Annotated in this window: 11 protein-coding genes; 4 read left to right on the forward strand and 7 right to left on the reverse strand. The window is 67.4% G+C overall.

Features of this window, described 5'->3' with window-relative positions:
• Positions 1–17 precede the first annotated feature (17 nt).
• The gene (locus tag JF515_RS12715) at positions 18–6251 is read right to left on the reverse strand and encodes a carboxypeptidase regulatory-like domain-containing protein (RefSeq protein ID WP_203104809.1); all 6234 of its coding nucleotides are present in this window, start codon (positions 6249–6251) and stop codon (positions 18–20) included.
• Positions 6252–6419: 168 nt separating this feature from the next.
• Positions 6420–7289: a PaaX family transcriptional regulator C-terminal domain-containing protein gene (locus JF515_RS12720; RefSeq protein ID WP_203104810.1), complete on the reverse strand. Its 870-nt coding sequence runs from the start codon at positions 7287–7289 to the stop codon at positions 6420–6422.
• A gap of 83 nt (positions 7290–7372) precedes the next feature.
• Here JF515_RS12720 and JF515_RS12725 point away from each other — a divergent pair, with 83 nt between their 5' ends.
• The 4 genes from JF515_RS12725 to JF515_RS12740 all read left to right on the forward strand — a co-directional run bounded on the left by JF515_RS12725 (position 7373) and on the right by JF515_RS12740 (position 12148).
• Positions 7373–8152: a crotonase/enoyl-CoA hydratase family protein gene (locus JF515_RS12725; protein ID WP_203104811.1), complete on the forward strand. Its 780-nt coding sequence runs from the start codon at positions 7373–7375 to the stop codon at positions 8150–8152.
• A 48-nt stretch (positions 8153–8200) separates the two neighbouring features.
• Positions 8201–9730 (forward strand): AMP-binding protein, encoded by a 1530-nt coding sequence (locus JF515_RS12730; RefSeq protein WP_203104812.1) that lies wholly within the window; start codon positions 8201–8203, stop codon positions 9728–9730.
• Positions 9731–9833: 103 nt separating this feature from the next.
• Positions 9834–11441, forward strand: a complete 1608-nt coding sequence (locus JF515_RS12735; RefSeq protein WP_203104813.1) for a c-type cytochrome — start codon at positions 9834–9836, stop codon at positions 11439–11441.
• A gap of 17 nt (positions 11442–11458) precedes the next feature.
• Complete coding sequence (locus JF515_RS12740) at positions 11459–12148, forward strand: haloacid dehalogenase type II (protein WP_203104814.1); 690 nt, start codon at positions 11459–11461, stop codon at positions 12146–12148.
• Here JF515_RS12740 and JF515_RS12745 read toward each other — a convergent pair.
• From JF515_RS12745 to JF515_RS12765, 5 genes are all read right to left on the reverse strand, one after another.
• A complete protein-coding gene (locus tag JF515_RS12745; protein WP_203104995.1) occupies positions 12145–14457 on the reverse strand; it encodes an ATP-dependent DNA helicase in 2313 nt (770 codons plus the stop codon). The genes JF515_RS12740 and JF515_RS12745 overlap by 4 nt on opposite strands.
• A gap of 5 nt (positions 14458–14462) precedes the next feature.
• Positions 14463–16142: a VRR-NUC domain-containing protein gene (locus JF515_RS12750; protein ID WP_203104815.1), complete on the reverse strand. Its 1680-nt coding sequence runs from the start codon at positions 16140–16142 to the stop codon at positions 14463–14465.
• Positions 16143–16281: 139 nt separating this feature from the next.
• Entirely contained in the window at positions 16282–16608 is a 327-nt protein-coding gene (locus JF515_RS12755; RefSeq protein WP_203104816.1) for a thioredoxin family protein, read from the reverse strand.
• A 183-nt stretch (positions 16609–16791) separates the two neighbouring features.
• On the reverse strand, positions 16792–17418 hold the full coding sequence (locus JF515_RS12760) for a DUF2238 domain-containing protein (protein WP_203104817.1): 627 nt from the start codon (positions 17416–17418) through the stop codon (positions 16792–16794).
• Positions 17419–17569: 151 nt separating this feature from the next.
• Positions 17570–19000: an aldehyde dehydrogenase family protein gene (locus tag JF515_RS12765; protein WP_203104818.1), complete on the reverse strand. Its 1431-nt coding sequence runs from the start codon at positions 18998–19000 to the stop codon at positions 17570–17572.

Genomic DNA, 19000 nt, shown 5'->3' on the forward strand with positions numbered 1-19000 from the left:
TCCTTGCATGATTCCCCCTAGTTCCCTTCCTTGTTGAGAGCCCAGATCACCCAGTCCAGGCGACGTCGCAATTCATCGGCATCCCGGTGCCGGGATGCCTGCAACGACGTGGTGGCTTTAAGCGCCAGTTTGATCGCATCCCCGGTTCGGCCATGCTCCCGGGCGTGGCCGGCTTGATGCAGGCTCAGCGCCGCGTGTTTCAGAGCCAGGTCCCAGGGTGCTTGCCAGAGCGCCTGACGAACCGAGGATTCAATCGCTGGCAGGGTCTCGGGGGCGTCCGCGCGCAGTTCGATGCGCAGGGCCTCTTCAAAGGTCTTGGCGGCACCGCTTGGCGCGCTCGCTTGCAACGTTGCGGAAAGGTCGCTCACGCCCTGCCGATAATCCGGGCGTACCCAGGCACGCAGGGAGCGCGTTTCTCTCTCCGCCAGCTCGAATTGCCAGACCGGTTGGCCATTGCCGGTTCGCGGCAGCGTCGTCAGTACCTCGCCGCCGTCTTCCAGCGTCAGGCGCGCTTCCACGGCCACCGCCGGCCCGTTGTTCTCCACCGTCAGGGTGACCGGCACCACGGCGCCGGAGCGCGTGATGGTCAGGTCGGTTTCGGTGAAGGCGAGCATGCCGTCGAGCAACTCGGCATAGCGCTGCGTGGAGGGCTCGGCGGTGCCTTCCGCGGCGAGGTCGAAGCCGGCGAACACGGTCCGGCCCTGGCCGTAATCCCGATACGTCACCGCCGGATGCTCGACGGGGTACAACGGGCAGTGACGGCCACGGCCATGGCCGCCGCCCAGACGCAGGTTCTGGTAATGACCGGCCACGTGGCTGTTCCCGCGATGCACCAGCGCCAGCTCACGGTTGAGAGCAAACGGCAGGACACCGGCATCGCCCAGCGGCGAGCGCTCCATCAACACGCCGTCGGCGTAATCGCCCTGGCGCGGCTCATGATGGTGGTGCCAGCCGAACCCGTGCCGTTCACGGTGAGGTTGGATACCCAAGGCTTCATGCAGCGGGCGGGCCTCGGGCAGATTGCCGGCGGCGTAAACCAGCCCTTCGCCACGATTCACCGCCTCCCGGAGTTGTTTGGCGGTCCAGTGCTCCACCGGTATACGGTCAGCCAACAGCAGGTATTGTTGATAATCGCCAGAGCGTACCGCCGCTCCGAAGGCATCCAGGGAGTCCACCAGGGTGTAATCCCGCTCGGCCAGGGTGTCATCAAGCCATTGGCGTTGCGCGGCGATCACGGGCACTTCCGGCTCACCGCCGTCCCGGCGCAATTTTTCCACCAGCTCCACCTCGGTGACCTTGAAATCGCCCAGCACGTCACCCGGTCGCGGAGGCTCACCGCATTCAAAGTGAACTTCGCCACTATCCAGGTCTTTGTGCAGGAACAGGAAGGCCGGATAGAACGCTTTAAGGGAATAGTCACCGTCGACCAGACCCTCGCCTTGCAGCCGTACCGTCAACCGCTCCCGGTCAAGATCCATCAAAGTAAGATCCACATTGTGGCCATCACCATGGTTCACCGGACCATCGAAGAAACGGGGCGTGGCGGACTCCATGTCCTCTATCCGGAAATGCCGACCGAGCACCTTGGCGTGAACCAGAGCGAAGGGCGACAAGGTCTCCGGGAAAACGGCTTCGAGAGTCAGGGTCCTGACCGCCATGCAGGTGGACACCTTCTTATCCACCAACACCAGCAGGCGGGGGCCACCACTCAGGCTAAGGCCGGCCTCCAGGGACACGGGCGGTTCGGTGATCTGGAAGGTGGCGTTGCCGAGATCCCGGCTTTCGCCGTCGTGGGCGACCTGAAGCACGCAGGCGTGGCGGGTAAGATTGAACCCGGCGGTGCTGAAGGTATCCGTGAAGGTCCTTTCCTCACCAGGCGCCAGGGTCACCGTGGCGTCTTCATCCGCAAGCTCGATCTGGTTATCCAGGTCGACACGCGCCCGCCGCACGCCGATGTCTTCCAGGACCTGTTCACCGCTGTTACGCAGTCGGAAGTGGCAGCTCTGGGCATCGCCCAGGAAGACCGACTCTGCTTCGACGGAGACACCGCCCTGCAAGGCACGGAGCGGATCGGCGGCGACCGAGAAACCGGCCTGGTCCCGGGCGAGCACCTGGTCGTTACTGGCGAACAGGGTACCGGTTACCGCGTAGTCACCGACCGGAAGGTCAGCCAGAGTAAGCCGGTCCGGCAGGGTCAGCACCTGGCCAATGGCCAGGCCGCTCAACGTGGTCTCCTCGCTCAGCACCACCTGCCCGTCAGGGCCGGCCACCACAAGGCGATAACGGGGGGCCGGGATCGGTGTGCCGAGGCTGGTGTTGCTCAGCGAACTCTCGATCATCACGGTATCACCGAGACGGTATTCGGCCCGGTCCGCGCCAACCCGGACCGCCGCCACCGGATCGAACGGGTCCCCCTCCTCGGTGATCCGGAAAGCGGCCTGGTCACTGTCCAGCAGACGGCCCGAGGCGTTATAGAGGTCGGCCACGGCCCGATAAGCACCGGTCAGCGTGACACCGGTATCCCATTCCTCGGTGTGTTGGTACTGCTGGCCGGCGGCCAGTTCGTCGACGGCGTGCTCTCCAAGGTCCGCCACCAACACCCCATTGGTATCCTCGATACGCAGCGTTACCCGATAGTCGCCGGCCACCGCGCCGATATTGCCGACCAGAGCATCAATCCCTAGCAATTCCATGGGTGACGGCGCGCTGGACGACAGTCCCAGGGACACTTCACCCCGCTGCACGGTGACCGGGATGTTCACACCGTTGTTGCCGGTATTGCACTCCGACACGTTGCCGGCGATTTCAGCAGCGGCGCGCACGGTGCCATTGTGCAGGGCCGCCACCGGCACATCGTCCAGGCCGACGGTGCGGAAAGCGCCGGCTTCGATGCCTTCTTGCAACGTGACCTCTCCGATTACCTCGCCGGTGTTGGCGTCGCCGTCGAAGAACGTGACGGTAATGTCCTCGGTGATCGCCGCGGAGCCGGCGTTGCCGACCACTACTTCCACACTGACCGGTTCGCCGGTTCCGTGATCCACCAGTTTCAGGCCGCCCACGGTAAGATCGGGAATACGGGTTTCCTTGGCGATCTTGCCGGCGATGCCCTCAATGTATTCCTCGTAGCTGTCGACCATCAGCACGAAGCCACGGTCGCCGCCCACCGGTTCGGGGAAAACGATGGCGTTGAGCAGGTTTTCGTTGGCGCCACTGCCCACGCCAATGGCATTGAGCACATCCACGCCGCCATCACGGGCGCGATTGGCGGCGGCCACGGCGGAGGATTGGCTGGACTGGCCGTCGGTGGAGACGTCAATCACTCGCAGCGCCGCCGCCGGCGTGGTCTGGGTGATGGTGTTGGCGGCGCCATCAATACACTGATGGATGGAAGTGCCGCCGCCCATTTTCGGCACCGCCCGGATGGCATCCGCCAGATCGGCCACATTATCTTCCTCGACAAGCGTCGGGTTGATTTCCAGGCGATCCGAGCTGCTGAACTGCAGAAGGGAAAGCCGCACCGAACCGTCACGTGGCACGATATCCGGGTTCTCGATGGCCCGGGCCGTGCCTTCCAATTGCAGTTGGAACTCGGAACGGCTGACGCTGCCGGACGCATCCAGGCACAAGGCCAGATCCAGATACGGCTTCTGGTTGTTCACACACTCCCCGGCGGTACTTTCCAGATTGTTGGTCTCGGACAGTTCGGAGATCGCTTCATCGGCGTCAAGCATCACCGTGATCGGTGCATCGCGGAACGGGAGAGGCCCGTCCACGGCAATGGAGATCAGTCGGGTGGTATCCACATCAAGCGCCCCGTCGACGATCTGTTCCCCGAGCGCTACATCCGTGTCCGGGTCGAAGGCGCCATCGCGATCCCGGTCACTGAAGGCCAACACGCGGAAACTCTGATCCAGCGCCGTGTTACCGCGGTTAATGACCACCACGTCCAGATCGCCACTGGCCGCGAAGGTATCCGGGTCGGAAGAGAGGCCACCGGTCGCGGTGCTCTGTATGGCCAGATCCGGCAGCAGGGCATCGATACCGGGCGGCCGCATGCGCAGCTCGCCCATTTCCAGTACACCGCCGGAAGCGATCAGGAAGGGAACCGAGAGATCCTGGTAATCGGTGAGCGACAGCACCAGAACATAGTCGTCCAGACGCAATCCAAGCACTTCGAAACCGCCGTCCGGACCACTGAGAGCCTCGGCCACCACCGTGGATGAGGAGGCCCCCGATTTAACCTGGGCCAGCACGCCTTCCAGTGGCTCGCCGGTACGCACATCCACCACCCGGCCGGCGACACTGTTCACCGCCTCGTCCAGGGGAGTGAGTTCCACCTCGCCCACATCGCTGATGAAGCCGGCTTCCACCCGCGCCGTCGCGCTGACCGATGCATGGCCCGGGCCACTGATGATCAAACCGACGTCCCCCGCGCTCAGCGTATCGATGAGGAAGTGACCGTCGGCGTCGGTGACCTGGCTCTCGGAGCCGCCTTCGTACTCCACCCGGATTTCAGCGCCTTCGATACCTCGCCCGGTGATGCCGTCCACGACCACGCCACGGAAACCGCCGGGCAGGGAAACCGGCGGCTCGCCCACGGGGACAAGCCGTGGCGAGAATGACAAGGTATCGCCGTCGTCGGCTTGCGCCTGACCAGACACGGAGGCATAGCCATCGGCGTTGACGGTGAGCGCCACCTCCCCGGCGGGCAAGCTGGTCAGGCGATAATCGCCTTGTGCGTCCGTGCTCACGGATTTCGTGGTATCACCGACCCGGGCGCTAACCAGCGCGCCGGCCACCGCGTCACCGGAGGCCTGCGCCGTGACCCGGCCCTCCACGTTCACACCCAGCGTCACGGCGACACGCAAGGCCGGCGAGAACACCAGGGTCTGCCCCGCCTGAATCTCGGCGCTGCCCACGGCAGTCCGATAACCCGGCGCGGAGGCGGTCACCGTGACCGGACCGGCGGCGATGTCACCGATCACGTAGCGGCCGTCGGGGCCCGTGGTCACGGAGCGACCGGAGCCTCCCAACGTCAGGGTGGCGCCGGCCAGGGCGGCGCCGTCTTCGCTGGCGGTCACCCGCCCGCGAAGAAGTCCGGTGGACACCGGTTCGCCGGTGTCGGGATCGGTTTGCCGTACGTCCAGAGCCAGACTGCCCAGATCCCGCTTGTCGCCGGTTTGCACCACGGTGTTGAGCACCAGGGTACCGTAGCCGGCCTTGCCCGCCTCGATCCGATACTGGCCGGTGGGCAGGTTCTCGAACAGAAAGGCGCCATCGGCGCCGGTCCGGGCTTCCCGGGTATCACTGCCGGAAAGACTTACCCGGCCATCCGCCAGGGGCTGGCCGGTTTGCGCGTCCACCAGACTGCCGGTGAGCCGGGTGAGATCCCGCGGAGGAAGCGATCCCAGCGCCAATACCCGAAGGGCCAGCGCGGTGGCGTGGACATCGCCATCGAAATCCCCGGCGGGATTCTGACGGTTCGCCAGAGCCTGTAACGCCGGTTCATAGGGGGAACGATCCACGGCCCGGGACAAAAGGGCGATCAAGGCCAGCGCCGATTGTTCGGTATCCGCCCACAGGTCTCCGACACGCTCACCGAGCAAAAACGACTGGGCCGCGTCGAGCGCGGCGGCCACCTGGTACTGGTTGCGGTATAGCCAGAGCGCATGCATGGCCAGGGCGGTGGTCTGCACCTGGGCATTCTCACCGTCCAGTGCCCAGCCGCCGCTGTCGAGCTGGCTGTCGAGAAGGTATTGAAGCGAATACGCCGCGGGCTCCTGGGTCACGCCCAGCCGGTGCAAGGCCCGCAAGGCGAAGGCGGTACTGACCGCGTCGGCATCGTGGCCGGGAAACGCGCCAAAACCGGAATAGGCACGTTGCCTGGCCATCAGCGCCTGCCGATCGGCATTGAAATCCAGCCCCAGAGCGTGCGAAGCGATCAGGCGCCGGGCCAGATTCTCGGCGCTCCGGTCCGGCGCGGCGGCGGCCAGATAGGCGGCGACGCCGGAGAGGTCGCCGGGCTCCGCGTCCGGCTGAATCCGAAAGGTTTCCACGCTCTCCGTGGTGGCCTGGAACGCGGTGGCCAGGGTGGCCTCACTGTTCAGCGACCCATCCTGCTGAATCTGGCCGAGCAGCCATTGCCGCCCCTCGGCGGGACCGGCCTGCCCGTTCAGCGGCAGGATGAACAAAAAACAAAAACAGACGACAAGACGAAACCAGCCTCCATGGCTGGCCAGCGGCGTTTCCATGCCTTTCCCCCAGATTGTCCTGGCCCTCCGTCCCCCAGTGGACAGAAAGCAAACATTTGCACCCGGGAGGTTAGCAACGGAACGGCGCCGCGCTTGTAAGAAATCTCTTAAGGCCGCTGTAGGAAAAAAGCGCGTCTTAACGGTTTTTGGGCGAAAACGTGAACCTCGTCAAACCGCGTCAAGCAACGTCATCCAGATCGCCTTGGCATCACGCTGGTAGGCCCCCATGCGCTCGATCAGGCGGTGGCGCGGGGCCTGGCCCATGAGTTCGTCGGGGAGCAGCGGGTCGTGGAGGATGCAGCGGATGGCGGCGCGGCCGAGGAGCAGGCTGTCGCGGGCGGCCTGTTCCGGTGCCTGGCGGGCCAGCTTGCGGTGGCTGGTGGCGAGGCGCTTTTCCATGTCGCGGTACTGACGGCCAAGGGCGGCGGTATCCCACAGGCCGCGGGCGGCTTGTTCGTCGGTGGCGTCGAAGTCGGCGGCGCGGAACACCCGGGCGCCGTCGGCCAGGCCCAGTCGCCGCAGATCGTGGCGCAGGCCGTCGATGCCGCCGGTCAGGTTGTCCGGGCGCAGGCGCAGGCCGGTGTCACCGAGTTTGCGCAGGCCGCGCAAGGTGAGGGCCCGTTCGTGCCGGCGCCAGGCGGTTTTTTCACCGCGCGGCACGGCGCTGTCGAGCACCGCCGCCCAGCCTCCCCGCCAGGGCACCGCTTGCTGCTCACGGCGCAGCCAGTTGGCCACTTCCGCGAATAGCCCGCTGCCGCCGGTGTCGAGCCGGTAGAGGCCTCGTTCCGGGCTGTCCAGCTTGCCCTGAGCCAACAGGCGGTTGAGCGCGACACGCACGTTCTGAGGGCGCACGCCGCAGATTTCCGCGGCGTGGCACAGGGCAGCCACGGTCAGTTGGTGGGCGTCGTGGGTGGAGAGCAGGTCCAGTACCAGGTCGCCAGCGGCGAGGGGAGGATCGGCGGCCCGGCTCCGTGCACCGGCTTTTTGGCCGGTTTTCGTACCGATCTTTTTATAACTTGAACTGTCTGATCTGGACATTCTTTGAAATATATCCTAATTTGGAACAAATAGACAAAACATGTAATAAACCGGGTATCCGACCCGGTCGCGAGGAGTCCGCCGTGTCCGCATCCCTTGTTCTGACCCGCACCAACGGCCCGGTGCGCACGATCATCATCAACCGCCCGGAGAAACGCAATGCGGTGGACCGGCCCACCGCCACCGCGCTGCGCGCCGCCTTCGAGGCCTTCGAGGCCGACGAAGAAGCGCGGGTGGCGGTGCTGGCCGGTGCCGGCGGCACCTTCTGCGCCGGCGCCGACCTGGCCGCCCTGGGCGATCCGGAGCGGCGCAACGAGGTGGAGCCCCAGGGTACCGGCCCGGGCCCCATGGGGCCCAGCCGCATGATGCTGAGCAAGCCGGTGATCGCGGCGGTGTCCGGCCACGCGGTGGCGGGCGGTCTGGAACTTTCGCTGCTGTGCGATCTGCGCGTGGCGGAACGCTCGGCGGTGTTCGGCGTGTTCTGCCGGCGCTGGGGGGTGCCGCTGATCGACGGCGGCACGGTGCGCCTGCCGCGCATCGTCGGCCAGGGCCGCGCCCTGGACATGATTCTTACCGGCCGCCCGGTGGGCGCCGAGGAAGCCTTGCAAATGGGCCTGGCCAACCGGGTGGTGGACGACGGCACCGCTGTTGAAGCCGCCGAGGCCCTGGCCCGCCAGATCGCCGGCTTCCCGCAACAGTGCATGAAGGCGGATCGGGCCTCCGCCTACGGCCAGTGGGACCACGATCTGGCGGAGGCGCTGCGCCGGGAAGGCGCCGGCGGCTACCCGATCGTCTTCGAGGAAGCCATCGCCGGCGCGGACCGCTTCGCCAAGGGCGCCGGCCGCCACGGCGAATTCGAATAACGACACCATCCCGAACAACAACGGGCAGAACTACAAGGGGAGAGTCTGATGAGCACCACCTATCTGGACCTGATTCATCGCGGCGCCGGCTACAATCCGGGGCGCACCGCCATCGTGTTCGGCAACGAGAGCCTGACCTTCGGCGAAACCCAGGCGCTGAGCAACCAGTTGGCCCATGCCCTGATCGAACGGGGCCTACAACGGGGCGACCGGGTCGCCCTGCTGCTCAACAACGGCCTGTACAGCGTGCCGGTGGATTTCGCCTGCGTGAAGGCGGGCATCAACCGGGTACCGTTGAACGCCCGCCTGTCCCTGGAGGAGCACGCCCGCATGCTGGAGGAAACCGGCGCCGGGGTGCTGCTGTACGGCGCCGACCTGGCGGAACGGGCGGCGGCCTTGCGCGAGGCGCGCCCGGGGTTGGTGTGCCACGGCATCGGCGCCGACGCCGTGGGCGATGATCTGCTGGCCGCCGCCGCGCACTGCAGCGCGGCGGCGCCGGACGTGACAGTGGAACCGGACGACGTGATCCTGACGCTGTTCACCTCCGGCACCACCGGCACCCTTAAGGCGGCCCAGCACACCCAGGCGTCCTACGCGGGCATCTGTCGTAACGTGCTGCTGAATCTGGTCAATGTGCAGCGCGACGACGCCATGTTGCACGCTGCCTCCCTGATTCACGCTTCCGGCGTGTTCGTGCTGCCGTTCTGGCTGCGCGGCGCGCGTACCGTGATCATGCCCGGCTTCGACCCGGACGCCTTCCTTGATCTGATCGAGAAGGAACGCATCACCGCCGTGAACATGGTGCCCACCATGCTGCAGATGCTGCTCGGCCATCCCCGCTTCATAACCACCGATGTGAGCCACTTGCGCCAGGTGATCTACGGCGCCTCGCCCATGCCAAGACCGGTGATCGAGCAGGCCATGCAACTGTGGGGCCGGGAGAAATTCTGGCAGTACTACGGCCAGACCGAGTGCCCGCTGACCATCGCGGTGCTGCGCCCCGAGGACCACGAAGACGAGCTGCTGGGCGCCTGCGGCCGGCCGTCCCTGGACGTGGAAATCCGGCTGGTGGACGAGGCCGGCCAGGACGTGCCCGCCGGCGAGCCTGGCGAGATCGCGGTGCGCGCGCCGTCGATGATGGCCGGCTACCACAACGCCCCGGCCTTGAACCAGGAAATGTTCATGGAGGGCGGCTGGTTGCGCACCCGGGACGTGGCGGCGTTCGACGAACGCGGCTACCTGCACCTCAAGGACCGCACCTCGGACATGATCATCACCGGCGGCTACAACGTGTACCCCCGGGAAGTGGAGGACGTGCTGATGGCCCACCCGGCGGTGGCGGAGTGCGCGGTGATCGGCGTCCAGGACACAAAATGGGTGGAGGCGGTGACCGCCGTGGTGGCGCTCAAACCCGGCCAGAGCATGGACGAGAACGCCCTGATCGCCTTCGTGGCCGAAAAGGTGGCGTCCTACAAGAAACCGCGCCGGGTGATCTTCACCGACGCCATCCCCAAGACCGCCGTGGGCAAGCTCAACCGCAAGGCCCTGCGGGATCAATATGCCGAGGCAGGGAAATAACCAATAAGAATAAGCATATAATCAAACTTTACCTTCACGGCTCCTTGACGCAAAATTGCCCGCAGGCAACTCCCCTTCCACCACCGCGTCAGGGAGCCACCCAATGAAAAGAACAACCCTGTTCCTGCTGACCTTCCGGGCCCTGCTGGCCGCCGCCGTGCTGGCCGGCCTGCCGTTTACCGCCACCGCCGCCGTCTCCGGCGAAACCCTGGCCAACCAGGGCGCCCCTGGCGTGGCCCCCTGTGCCAGCTGCCACGGGCCGGACGGCCACGGCAACGCCGCCGGCTTCCCGTCCCTGGCCGGCCTGCCGGCGGGCTATCTGGCCAAGCAAATGCACGATCTGGCGGCGGGCCGGCGACAGAACCCGATCATGATGCCCATCGCCAAGGGCCTGTCGGACGCGCAGATCCAGGCACTGGCCACCTACTATGCCAGTCTGCCTCCTCGCGACGGCGACGGCGCCTCCGGCGACCACGGGGCCGCCGGCCGGGAGCTCTCGGTGAACGGGCGCTGGGCGGATCATCTGCCTGCCTGCGTGGCCTGCCATGGCGACGGCGCGCGCGGCGTGGCGCCGCATTTCCCCGGCCTGGCCGGGCAGCACGCCGGCTACCTGGAAAGCCAGCTCCAGGCGTGGAAGAACGGCACCCGCGCCAACGACGCCGACGGCCTGATGAAACAGATCGCGGAAAAGCTCAATGACGAGGAGATCAAGGCGGTGTCGGCCTGGCTGGCCGCCCTGCCCGCCCGGGGCGCCGTGCCGGCATCCGCCCGGCCGGACCCGGCGCCAGGCCGGGCCGACGCCATGGAAGGCCACTTCCAGCCACCGCTGCTGGCCGACCTGCCGGACGGCCCGGATGGCGAGGTCATCCGCCGGGGCGCCGCCATCTTCAACGCCACCCCCACCCATGCGGATTCTGCGCCCTTCGTGGGCAACGGCCAGGCCTGCGTGAACTGCCACCTGAACAGCGGACGCCAGGCGGATTCCGCCCCCATGTGGGCGGCCTGGGGCCTGTATCCCAAGTACCGGAGCAAGAACGACCGCATCAACACCATGGCGGACCGCATCGTCGGCTGCTTCACCTATTCCGAGAACGCCCAGGGCTCGGCCAAGGGTGTTGCACCGGCGCCGGACAGCGATCTGGTCACCGCCCTGCAGGCCTACATGCACTGGCAGGCCACCGGCGCGCCCAGCGGCCGGACCCTGGACGGCCAGGGTTACCCGGCCCTGGCCGCGCCGTCGCAGGCGCCGTCGCCGGAGCGGGGCGCCGCCCTGTTCACCGAGCACTGCGCGCTGTGCCATGGCGACGATGGCCAGGGCACCGCCCGCCCCGGTACCGACCAGCCCACCAAGGATTATGTGTTCCCGCCGTTGTGGGGGCCCCATGCCTACAACTGGGGCGCCGGCATGCACCGGGTCAACACTGGCGCGGATTTCATCAAGGCGAACATGCCCCTGGGCCGCCCAGGCAGCCTCACCGACCAGCAGGCCTGGGACCTGTCCGCCTATATCAACAGTCAGCCGCGCCCCCAGGACCCGCGTTTCGACGGCGACCTGGAGGCCACCATCAAGGCGTTCCACGGCAACCGGGACCGGGACTACTACGGCAAGACGGTGAACGGCTACCCTCTCGGCGCGCCGGGCACCCTGGAACAATGGGAGAAGGACCACGACGGCACCGCCCGCCATCGTGCTAACGTGGACGCTCAATAAGCCATGAAGTGACGGCAATGAGCATTCAGGTGGTTTCCTTCGATGTATTCGGGACGGTGGTTGATTGGTTCGGTTCCATCGAACGGGAAGTGCGGGCACTGCACCTGCCGGTGCCCGCCGATGACTTCACCCTCGCCTGGCGGGCCGGCTATAAGCCGGCCATGGCCAGGGTGGTGTCCGGGGAAGCGCCCTGGGCGCTGATCGATGACATCCATTTCTCGATTCTTGAGGAGATACTGGAACAATTCGGTGTCGATGATCTCGCTGAAAGCCAGAAGCGGCATCTGAATCTGGCCTGGCACCGGCTCGATCCCTGGCCGGACAGTTCGCCGGCCTTGCACAGGCTGAAGCGACGCTTCACTACCTGCACCCTGTCCAACGGCAACCTCAGCCTTCTCGAGGATCTGGCCAGCCACGGCGACCTGCCCTGGAGCCGTATTCTCTCCGCCGAGACCTTCGGCACCTTTAAACCGGACCCCCGCATGTACCTCGGCGTGGCGGAAACCTTTCAGGTGAGCCCGGAGCAGGTGCTGATGGTCGCCACCCACCAGGATGATCTGGAGGCCGCCCGGGCCGCCGGCCTGCGCACCGCCTATGTGAAACGGCCGCTGGAATACGGGCCGAAAGGCCCCGCCAAGCGGTTTTCCGAGGACCACGATTTCCTGTTCGAGGATTTACTGGAAATGGCGGCGCGGTTCGACGTTTAACCGGGTCCCGGCTCCAGCCGCCACCAGGCCGGCAACAGGGCTCGCACCTGATGACGGCCGAAGCGGTCATCGATCAGGTGCACCACGCCTTCGTCGTCGCCGGTACGGATTACCCGGCCGGCGGCCTGCACCACCTTGCGCAACCCCGGGTACAGATAGGTGTAGTCGTAGCCGTCACCGAACAGGGCCGCCAGCCGTTCCTTGAACTGTTCGTTCACCGGGTTCACCTGGGGCAGGCCCAGGGTGGCCACGAAGGCGCCGATCAGGCGCCGGCCCGGCAAGTCGATACCTTCCGCGAAGGCGCCGCCCAGCACCGCGAAGCCGATGCCCTCGCCGCCGTCCTGGAAACGGTCCAGAAAATCCTGGCGGGCGTTTTCGTCCATGCGCCGCTCCTGAGCCCAGACCGGCACGTCCGGCCATTGCTGGCGGAACACCGCCAGCACCCGCTCCAGATAGTCGTAACTGCTGAAGAACGCCAGATAGTTACCGGGCCGTTGCCGGTACTGCCCGCCCATCAGCTCGGCGATGGGCGCCAGGGAGGCCGGACGGTCCCGGTAGCGGGTGGAGATGCGTCGGGCGATGCGCACCTCAAGCTGCTCGGCGCGGAACGGGGTGGGCACGTCCACCCAGGCGGTGTCCGCCGGCAGGCCGAGCAGGTCGGCGTAATAACGGGCCGGGCTCAGCGTGGCGGAGAACAGCACGGCGGCGCGGGCGGTCTCGAAGCGCGGCGCCAGCAGCGCCGCCGGCACCACGTTGCGCAGGCACAGGCGGGAGCCGGGCCGGCCCCGGGCGGGGGCCAGCCGTTCGCTGTCGAACAGGAAGGCGTCGCCGTCGTAAAGCTCCGCCACCCGGTTGAAATGCAGGGCATCGAAATAGAAACGGGTAAGCTCGCCGTCCAGGGGTTCCGGGTGCTCGGCCATGTGGTCGTTGATGGCGGCCAGCATCTGCTGCAGGGCGAACAGAAACGCCTGGGGCGGATCGTCGTGGACCCGGTAGTCCCGGTCCGGCTGGGCCGCGTCGATGTCCTTGTTGAGCGCGTTCCACTGGCGGTTGAGCCGGTCGAAGGCGCCCTTGAGCGCCTTTGGCACCGCGCGCCTGACGCGCCGGAAAGCGATCTGATCCAGCTCGGCGCTGTACATGCCCCGGGCCCGGTCCACCAGGTTGTGGGCTTCGTCCGCCAGCACCGCCACCCGCCACTGGTTCTCCGTGGCCAGGCCGTGCAGCAGCGCGGACAAATCAAAGAAATAGTTGTAGTCCCCCACCACCAGGTCGCTCCAGCGGGCCATTTCCTGGCTCAGGTAGTAGGGGCAGACCTGGTGCTCCAGGGCCAGCTCGCGCAGCCGTGCCCGGTCGAGCATGGCCTCGCCGGCGGCGGCGGCGCGGGCCGCCGGCAGGCGGTCGTAGAAGCCCGCCGCCAGCGGGCAGGATTCGCCGTGGCAGGCCCGATCCGGGTGCTCGCAGCTTTTTTCCCGGGCGATCAGCTCCAGGGTGCGCAGGGGCGGGTCGCCGGGCGCCGGCGCCACCGGGTCCGGGGTCAGGGTGCGCACCGCGTCCAGGGCCAGGCGCCGGCCCGGGGTCTTGGCGCTGAGGAAGAACAGCTTGTCCAGGCCCTGGCCGGGGGCCGCCTTGAGCAGCGGAAACAGCGTACCCAGGGTCTTGCCGATGCCGGTGGGCGCCTGGGCCAGCAGGGCCCGACCGGTGCAGGCGGTCTGGTAGACCGACTCCGCCAACACCCGCTGGCCGGGGCGAAAATCCGCGTGGGGGAACACCAGCGCGGCCAGGTGCCCGTCCCGGCGCTTGCGGTGGGCCAGCTCGCGGTCCGCCCATTGCAGGAAACGCTCGCACTGGTCCTGGAAAAACGCGTCCAGATCGGCGGCGGCGTGGGTCTCGCGCAGTGGCGTTTCCTTCTGCTTGACCACGTCGAAATAGACCAGCGCCAACTCCACGCTGTCCAGTTCCCGGGCCCGGCACAGCAAAGCGCCGTAGACCTTGAGCTGGGCCCAGTGCAGGGCCCGGTGGTTGCCGGGCTGGCGAGCCAGGTCGCCACGGAAGGTCTTGATCTCCTCCAGCCGGTTGCGGCGCGAATCGTAGCCATCGGCGCGGCCACGCACCCCGAGGTGGCGGTGCTCACCGCTCAACGCCACTTCCGTTTCGTAGCCCTGGCCACGCCGGCCGGTGACGGTGGCATGGCCGGCGATGCCCTCCTGGGCGGTGGGCGACGGCGTGAAACGCAGATCCAGGTCGCCGGCCTTGGCGGTGAACTCGCACAAAGCGCGCACCGCCACGGTATAGGAGGTTGCCTCGCCGATCGTGCTCACCGCTCCTCCCAGGTCACCTTGCAGACCACCGCCGGCATGCGCTGCTCGGCGAAGTACGCCAGCCAACGGCGCTGGTTGTCCTGGAGCCGGTCGCCGGGACCCTTTACCTCGATCATCCGATACTCCCGCCGCGCCGGGAAAAACTGGATCAGATCCGGCAGGCCCGCCCGGTTGGCCTTGATGTCGCGCAGCAGGCGCTCGCCGTGGCGGGCCAGGTGGGCGGCGGGAATGCAGTCCAGGGCCAGTTCCAGCAGCGGTTCGGAGAGCGCCCCCCAGTGCACGAACGGCGATTGAGTGCCGTATTTACGGTGAAAGGTATCGACAATGCGCCGCCGGTGGCGGCCGCTTTCCAGATCGGCGAAGGCGGCGGCGAACCGCTCCCGGCGCCGGGCCAGGAAATCCGGCCGGTGCAGGTCCGCCGGGCCGCTCTGGAACGGGTGGAAGAAGGCGCCGGGCAAGGGCGCGAACACCGCCTCCCAGCACAGCAGCCCGAACAGGCCGGTGAGCAGCGTGTTCTCGACGTAGAACACCGGCGCCTCCTCGCGATGGAAGTGCGCGGCCACCGCGCCCTCCACGGAGCCGACGCGCATCAGGTCGGCCAGCGGCAGGGTCAGCGACCATTGCTCGGTGTCCGGCGCCGCCGCCGGGCCGGGCCTGGGCAGGTCCAGCTTGCGATGCAGGCGCGGCAGCAGCCGGCCCAGGTGCTGGCGCTCCGCCTCGCTCTCCGGAGCGGCGGCGGCCTCACCGGCCAGCGCCAGGGCGGCCCGGTACTCACCGCGCCGCTCCAGCACCCGCAGGCGCCGGGCCCGGGCGTCCGGATGATGGCATCGCGCGTACAGGGCCTCGGCCCGCTCCAGTTCGTTCTCCCGTTCCCACTGGCGGGCCAGTTTGTAACGCAGCTTGTGGCGGCGCTCCTCAACCCAGGGGTTGCCGGTGTCGCCGTCCGGCAGATCGGCGGCCACGGTGGCCACCGGTTCGCCGGCCTCGAACCGCTGCCGGCAGGCATGCAGGGCCAGCCAGGCGTCCAGGTCGGCGCGATCGCGGTACGGGCGCGTGGTGGCGTCCAGGCGCACCCGCTCATAGCGGAAGGTGCCCAGCTCGGTGAGCACGAATTCGCGCCAGTCCTGGTACAGGTTGCCAAAGAACATCAGCCGCAGGCGCTCGCACACCGGCATCACGGTGAGCCGCCAGGCCGGCGGAAGGTGGCCGTCCGGGTCCCAGGCGGTCAGCGGGCGGGGCGCGGGTGGCTGCTCGGCCAGGGTGGCCAGCCAGTCCGCCTTGCGACCGTGCCGGTCCAGACCGGCGGCGGCCAGCCGGGGCGCCAGAGCGCGGCCCAGCTCTACCTTGGTGTAGAGGCGGAACAGGTCCTCAAGAGCCAGGTCACCGTCCCGCCGTACCCAGCCCGCCGCCTCCAGCGCCGTCAGCGCCGGCGTGGCCGGGCCGATCTCCGGGTAGCGCAGTTTGTCGGCGCGGAACAGTTCGCCGGTGCGCATCACCATGCGCGTCAGCAGCGCCCGGGGCGCCACCGGCAGGGCCGCCACGCCGGCCACGAAGGCCCGTTCGGCCTCATCGAGCAGATCCCCGTGACACCGGCTCACCCAGCGCAGCACGGTCTCGAAGTTGCGCAGGTAATAGAGCGGGTCGTCCAGGGTGGCGGGGGCGGCGATACTGTCCATTTGGCTAGTATAGGGAGCGATTCTCGGTGACGCGAGCACCGCACGTCGCCGGGCCGATCGCGGCTGAAGCCGCTCCTACGGGGTGGATCGCCGATGCTCGCGGCGTTCGCTATGGTTGTAGGAGCGGCTTCAGCCGCGATCAACCGGTGAGGCGCGCCAGGGCCTCACCGATTTCCGCTGGGTCGCCGGGCCGCACCAGACGGGCCACCTCCTCGCCGTCGCGCAGAAAGATCAGCGTCGGCCACAGCTTGACCCGGAACGAACGCCCCAGGGGCCGGCCCTTGCCATCCTCCACCTTGAGGTGCTCGAGATCCGGGTGGTCGGCCAGCGCCGCCTGGATCAAGGGCTGGGCGGCCCGGCAGTGGCCACACCAGTTGGTGCCGAATTCCAGCACCCGGGGGCCGGGGGCGGCGTCCACGGCGGCGCGGTCCAGGGTTTCCGGCTGGTATTGGGATTGGTAAGGCATGGAGCGACTCCGGCGGCGATATCGGCGTGGGCTAGCATACACCCGCCGGCCCGGCGCCGTTCAAGTCAGCCGTTACCCTTCCGTTCGCGCCGGCGCTGGACGCCGGACGCTACAACCCGGCGCGGCGAGGTACGGCGAGCTGACTGAGACGCAGAAAACACACCAAGCCTTTCAGACCACGGGTTAAGCGTCTAGCGTCCGGCGTCCGGCGGCCAGCGCGGCCAGCGCCAGGGCCATCAACGCGCCCAGCAGCGCCAGGGCCATATCCTTCTGGGCGTCCCAGGGGTCGCCCTGGGTACCCAGGAACAGATCGCTGCCATCGCCGAGGACCACCGCCGCGCCCCACTCGATCAGTTCGTAGATCATCGACGAGGCAAGAATCAGCGCGAAGGCGAAAAAGCCGGCCCAGACACCACGCAGGCCGGCAACGCGACGGCACAGCTCGCGCAGCGGCAGCACCAGCAGCACACCGTACAGCAGATGCAGCAGGCGGTCGTACTGATTGCGTTGCCAGCCGAACAGTTCATCGATGCTGAAGCCCGCCAGCTGCCGAGCCCAGGCGTCGTAGGGAACCCGCGAGTAGGTGTAGTGGGCGCCGATTTCATGGAGAACCAGAAACAGGGTAATGAGCCCATAGTTGCCGGCGGAGAAGCGGAACCAGCGGCGCGTGGCCCACAGGGTCGCCAGGAACAGGGCCACCACGGCATTTTCCATCAGCCAGGTTCCACGCTCCACCGGCGACACCGCCAGGGCCGCCATCACCACCAGCAATATCGCGGAGCACGCCGCGAAGGTTTTGCGTTCGTCCATGTTTTTGCCGGCACCCGGTTCAATGTTTTTGGTGCCGGCAGCTTAACACCGGACGGGAAGACGCCGAAGCGCCTGATGGTCTGGGAGCATCGCGACTGAAGTTGCTCCTACCGCATTCTTAAACCGTAGGAGCGACTTCAGTCGCGATAACTCAAGGCGCCACGTAGGCGGTTTTCACCGTGGTGAAGAACTCCGCCGCGTAGCGGCCCTGTTCCCGGGAGCCGTAGCTTGAGCCTTTACGACCGCCAAACGGCACATGGTAATCGACACCGGCGGTGGGCGTGTTGACCATCACCATGCCGGCCTCGGCATGGTGGCGGAAGTGGGTAGCATACTTCAGGGACGAGGTGCAGATACCCGCGGACAGACCAAACTCGGTGTCGTTGGCCAGGGTCAGGGCGTGCTCGTAATCGTCCGCCAGAATCACACAGGCCACCGGGCCGAAAATCTCTTCCCGGGCGATGCGCATGGACGGGTCGGTGTCGGCGAACAGGGCCGGGGCCATGTAGAACCCCTCGCTGCCCCGTTGCAGACGCTCACCGCCACACACCAGGCGCGCGCCCTCCTCGCGACCGATGTCCACGTAGCCGAGGTCCTGATCGAGCTGGCTCTGGTCCACCACCGGGCCGATGTCGGTGCCTTCGCCCAGGGCGTGATCCACCTTCAAACCGGACAGGCGCCGTTGCACGCCGTCCACGAAACGATCGTGGATGCCTTTCTCGACAATGAACCGGGACGAGGCGGTGCAGCGCTGGCCGGTGGAGAAATAGGCCCCTTGCACGGCCACTTCCACGGCACGCTCCAGGTCGGCATCGTCGAGCACCACCAGCGGGTTCTTGCCCCCCATTTCCAACTGCAGCTTGGCGAAGCGGGCGCCGGCGGTGGCCATTACCCGGGCTCCGGTGTTCTCCGAGCCGGTAAAGGAGATGGCGTCCACGTCGGCGCTTTCCAGCAAAGTCTGGCCGACCACGCTGCCGCGCCCCATGGTCAGATTGAACACCCCCTCGGGCAGGCCGCTACGGCTGATGATCTCCGCCAGTGCCCAACCGGAACCGGGCACCAGATCGGCGGGCTTGAACACCACGCAGTTGCCATACGCGAGCGCCGGCGCGATTTTCCAGGCGGGAATCGCGATCGGAAAATTCCACGGTGTGATGATGCCCACCACGCCCACCGGCTCGCGGGTGATGTGCACGTCCATGCCGGGGCGCACCGAGGGCAGCGTCTCGCCGCCCGGCCGCAGGACTTCGCCGGCGAAGAAACGGAAAATCTGCGCCGCCCGGTTCACCTCGGCGATGCCCTCGGGCAGGGTCTTGCCCTCTTCCCGGGACAGCAGCCGGCCCAGTTCTTCCTTGCGGGTGGCCAGTTCCAGGCCGATGAAGTCCAGCGCATCGGCGCGCGCCTGAATACCGGCGCGGCGCCAGCCCGGGAAGGCGGCCCGGGCGGCGGCAATGGCCTGGCGGGTCTGGTCGGCGTCCGCCTGGGCGTATTCTCCGATCACGTCCGTGGTATCGGACGGATTGATGTTGGGCCGGGCCCCGTTGCCCCGGGCCCAGGTACCGGCGATGAAGTTGTTACGCAT

This window comes from Alloalcanivorax marinus, from assembly GCF_016785095.1.
Classification (GTDB): domain Bacteria; phylum Pseudomonadota; class Gammaproteobacteria; order Pseudomonadales; family Alcanivoracaceae; genus Alloalcanivorax; species Alloalcanivorax marinus_A.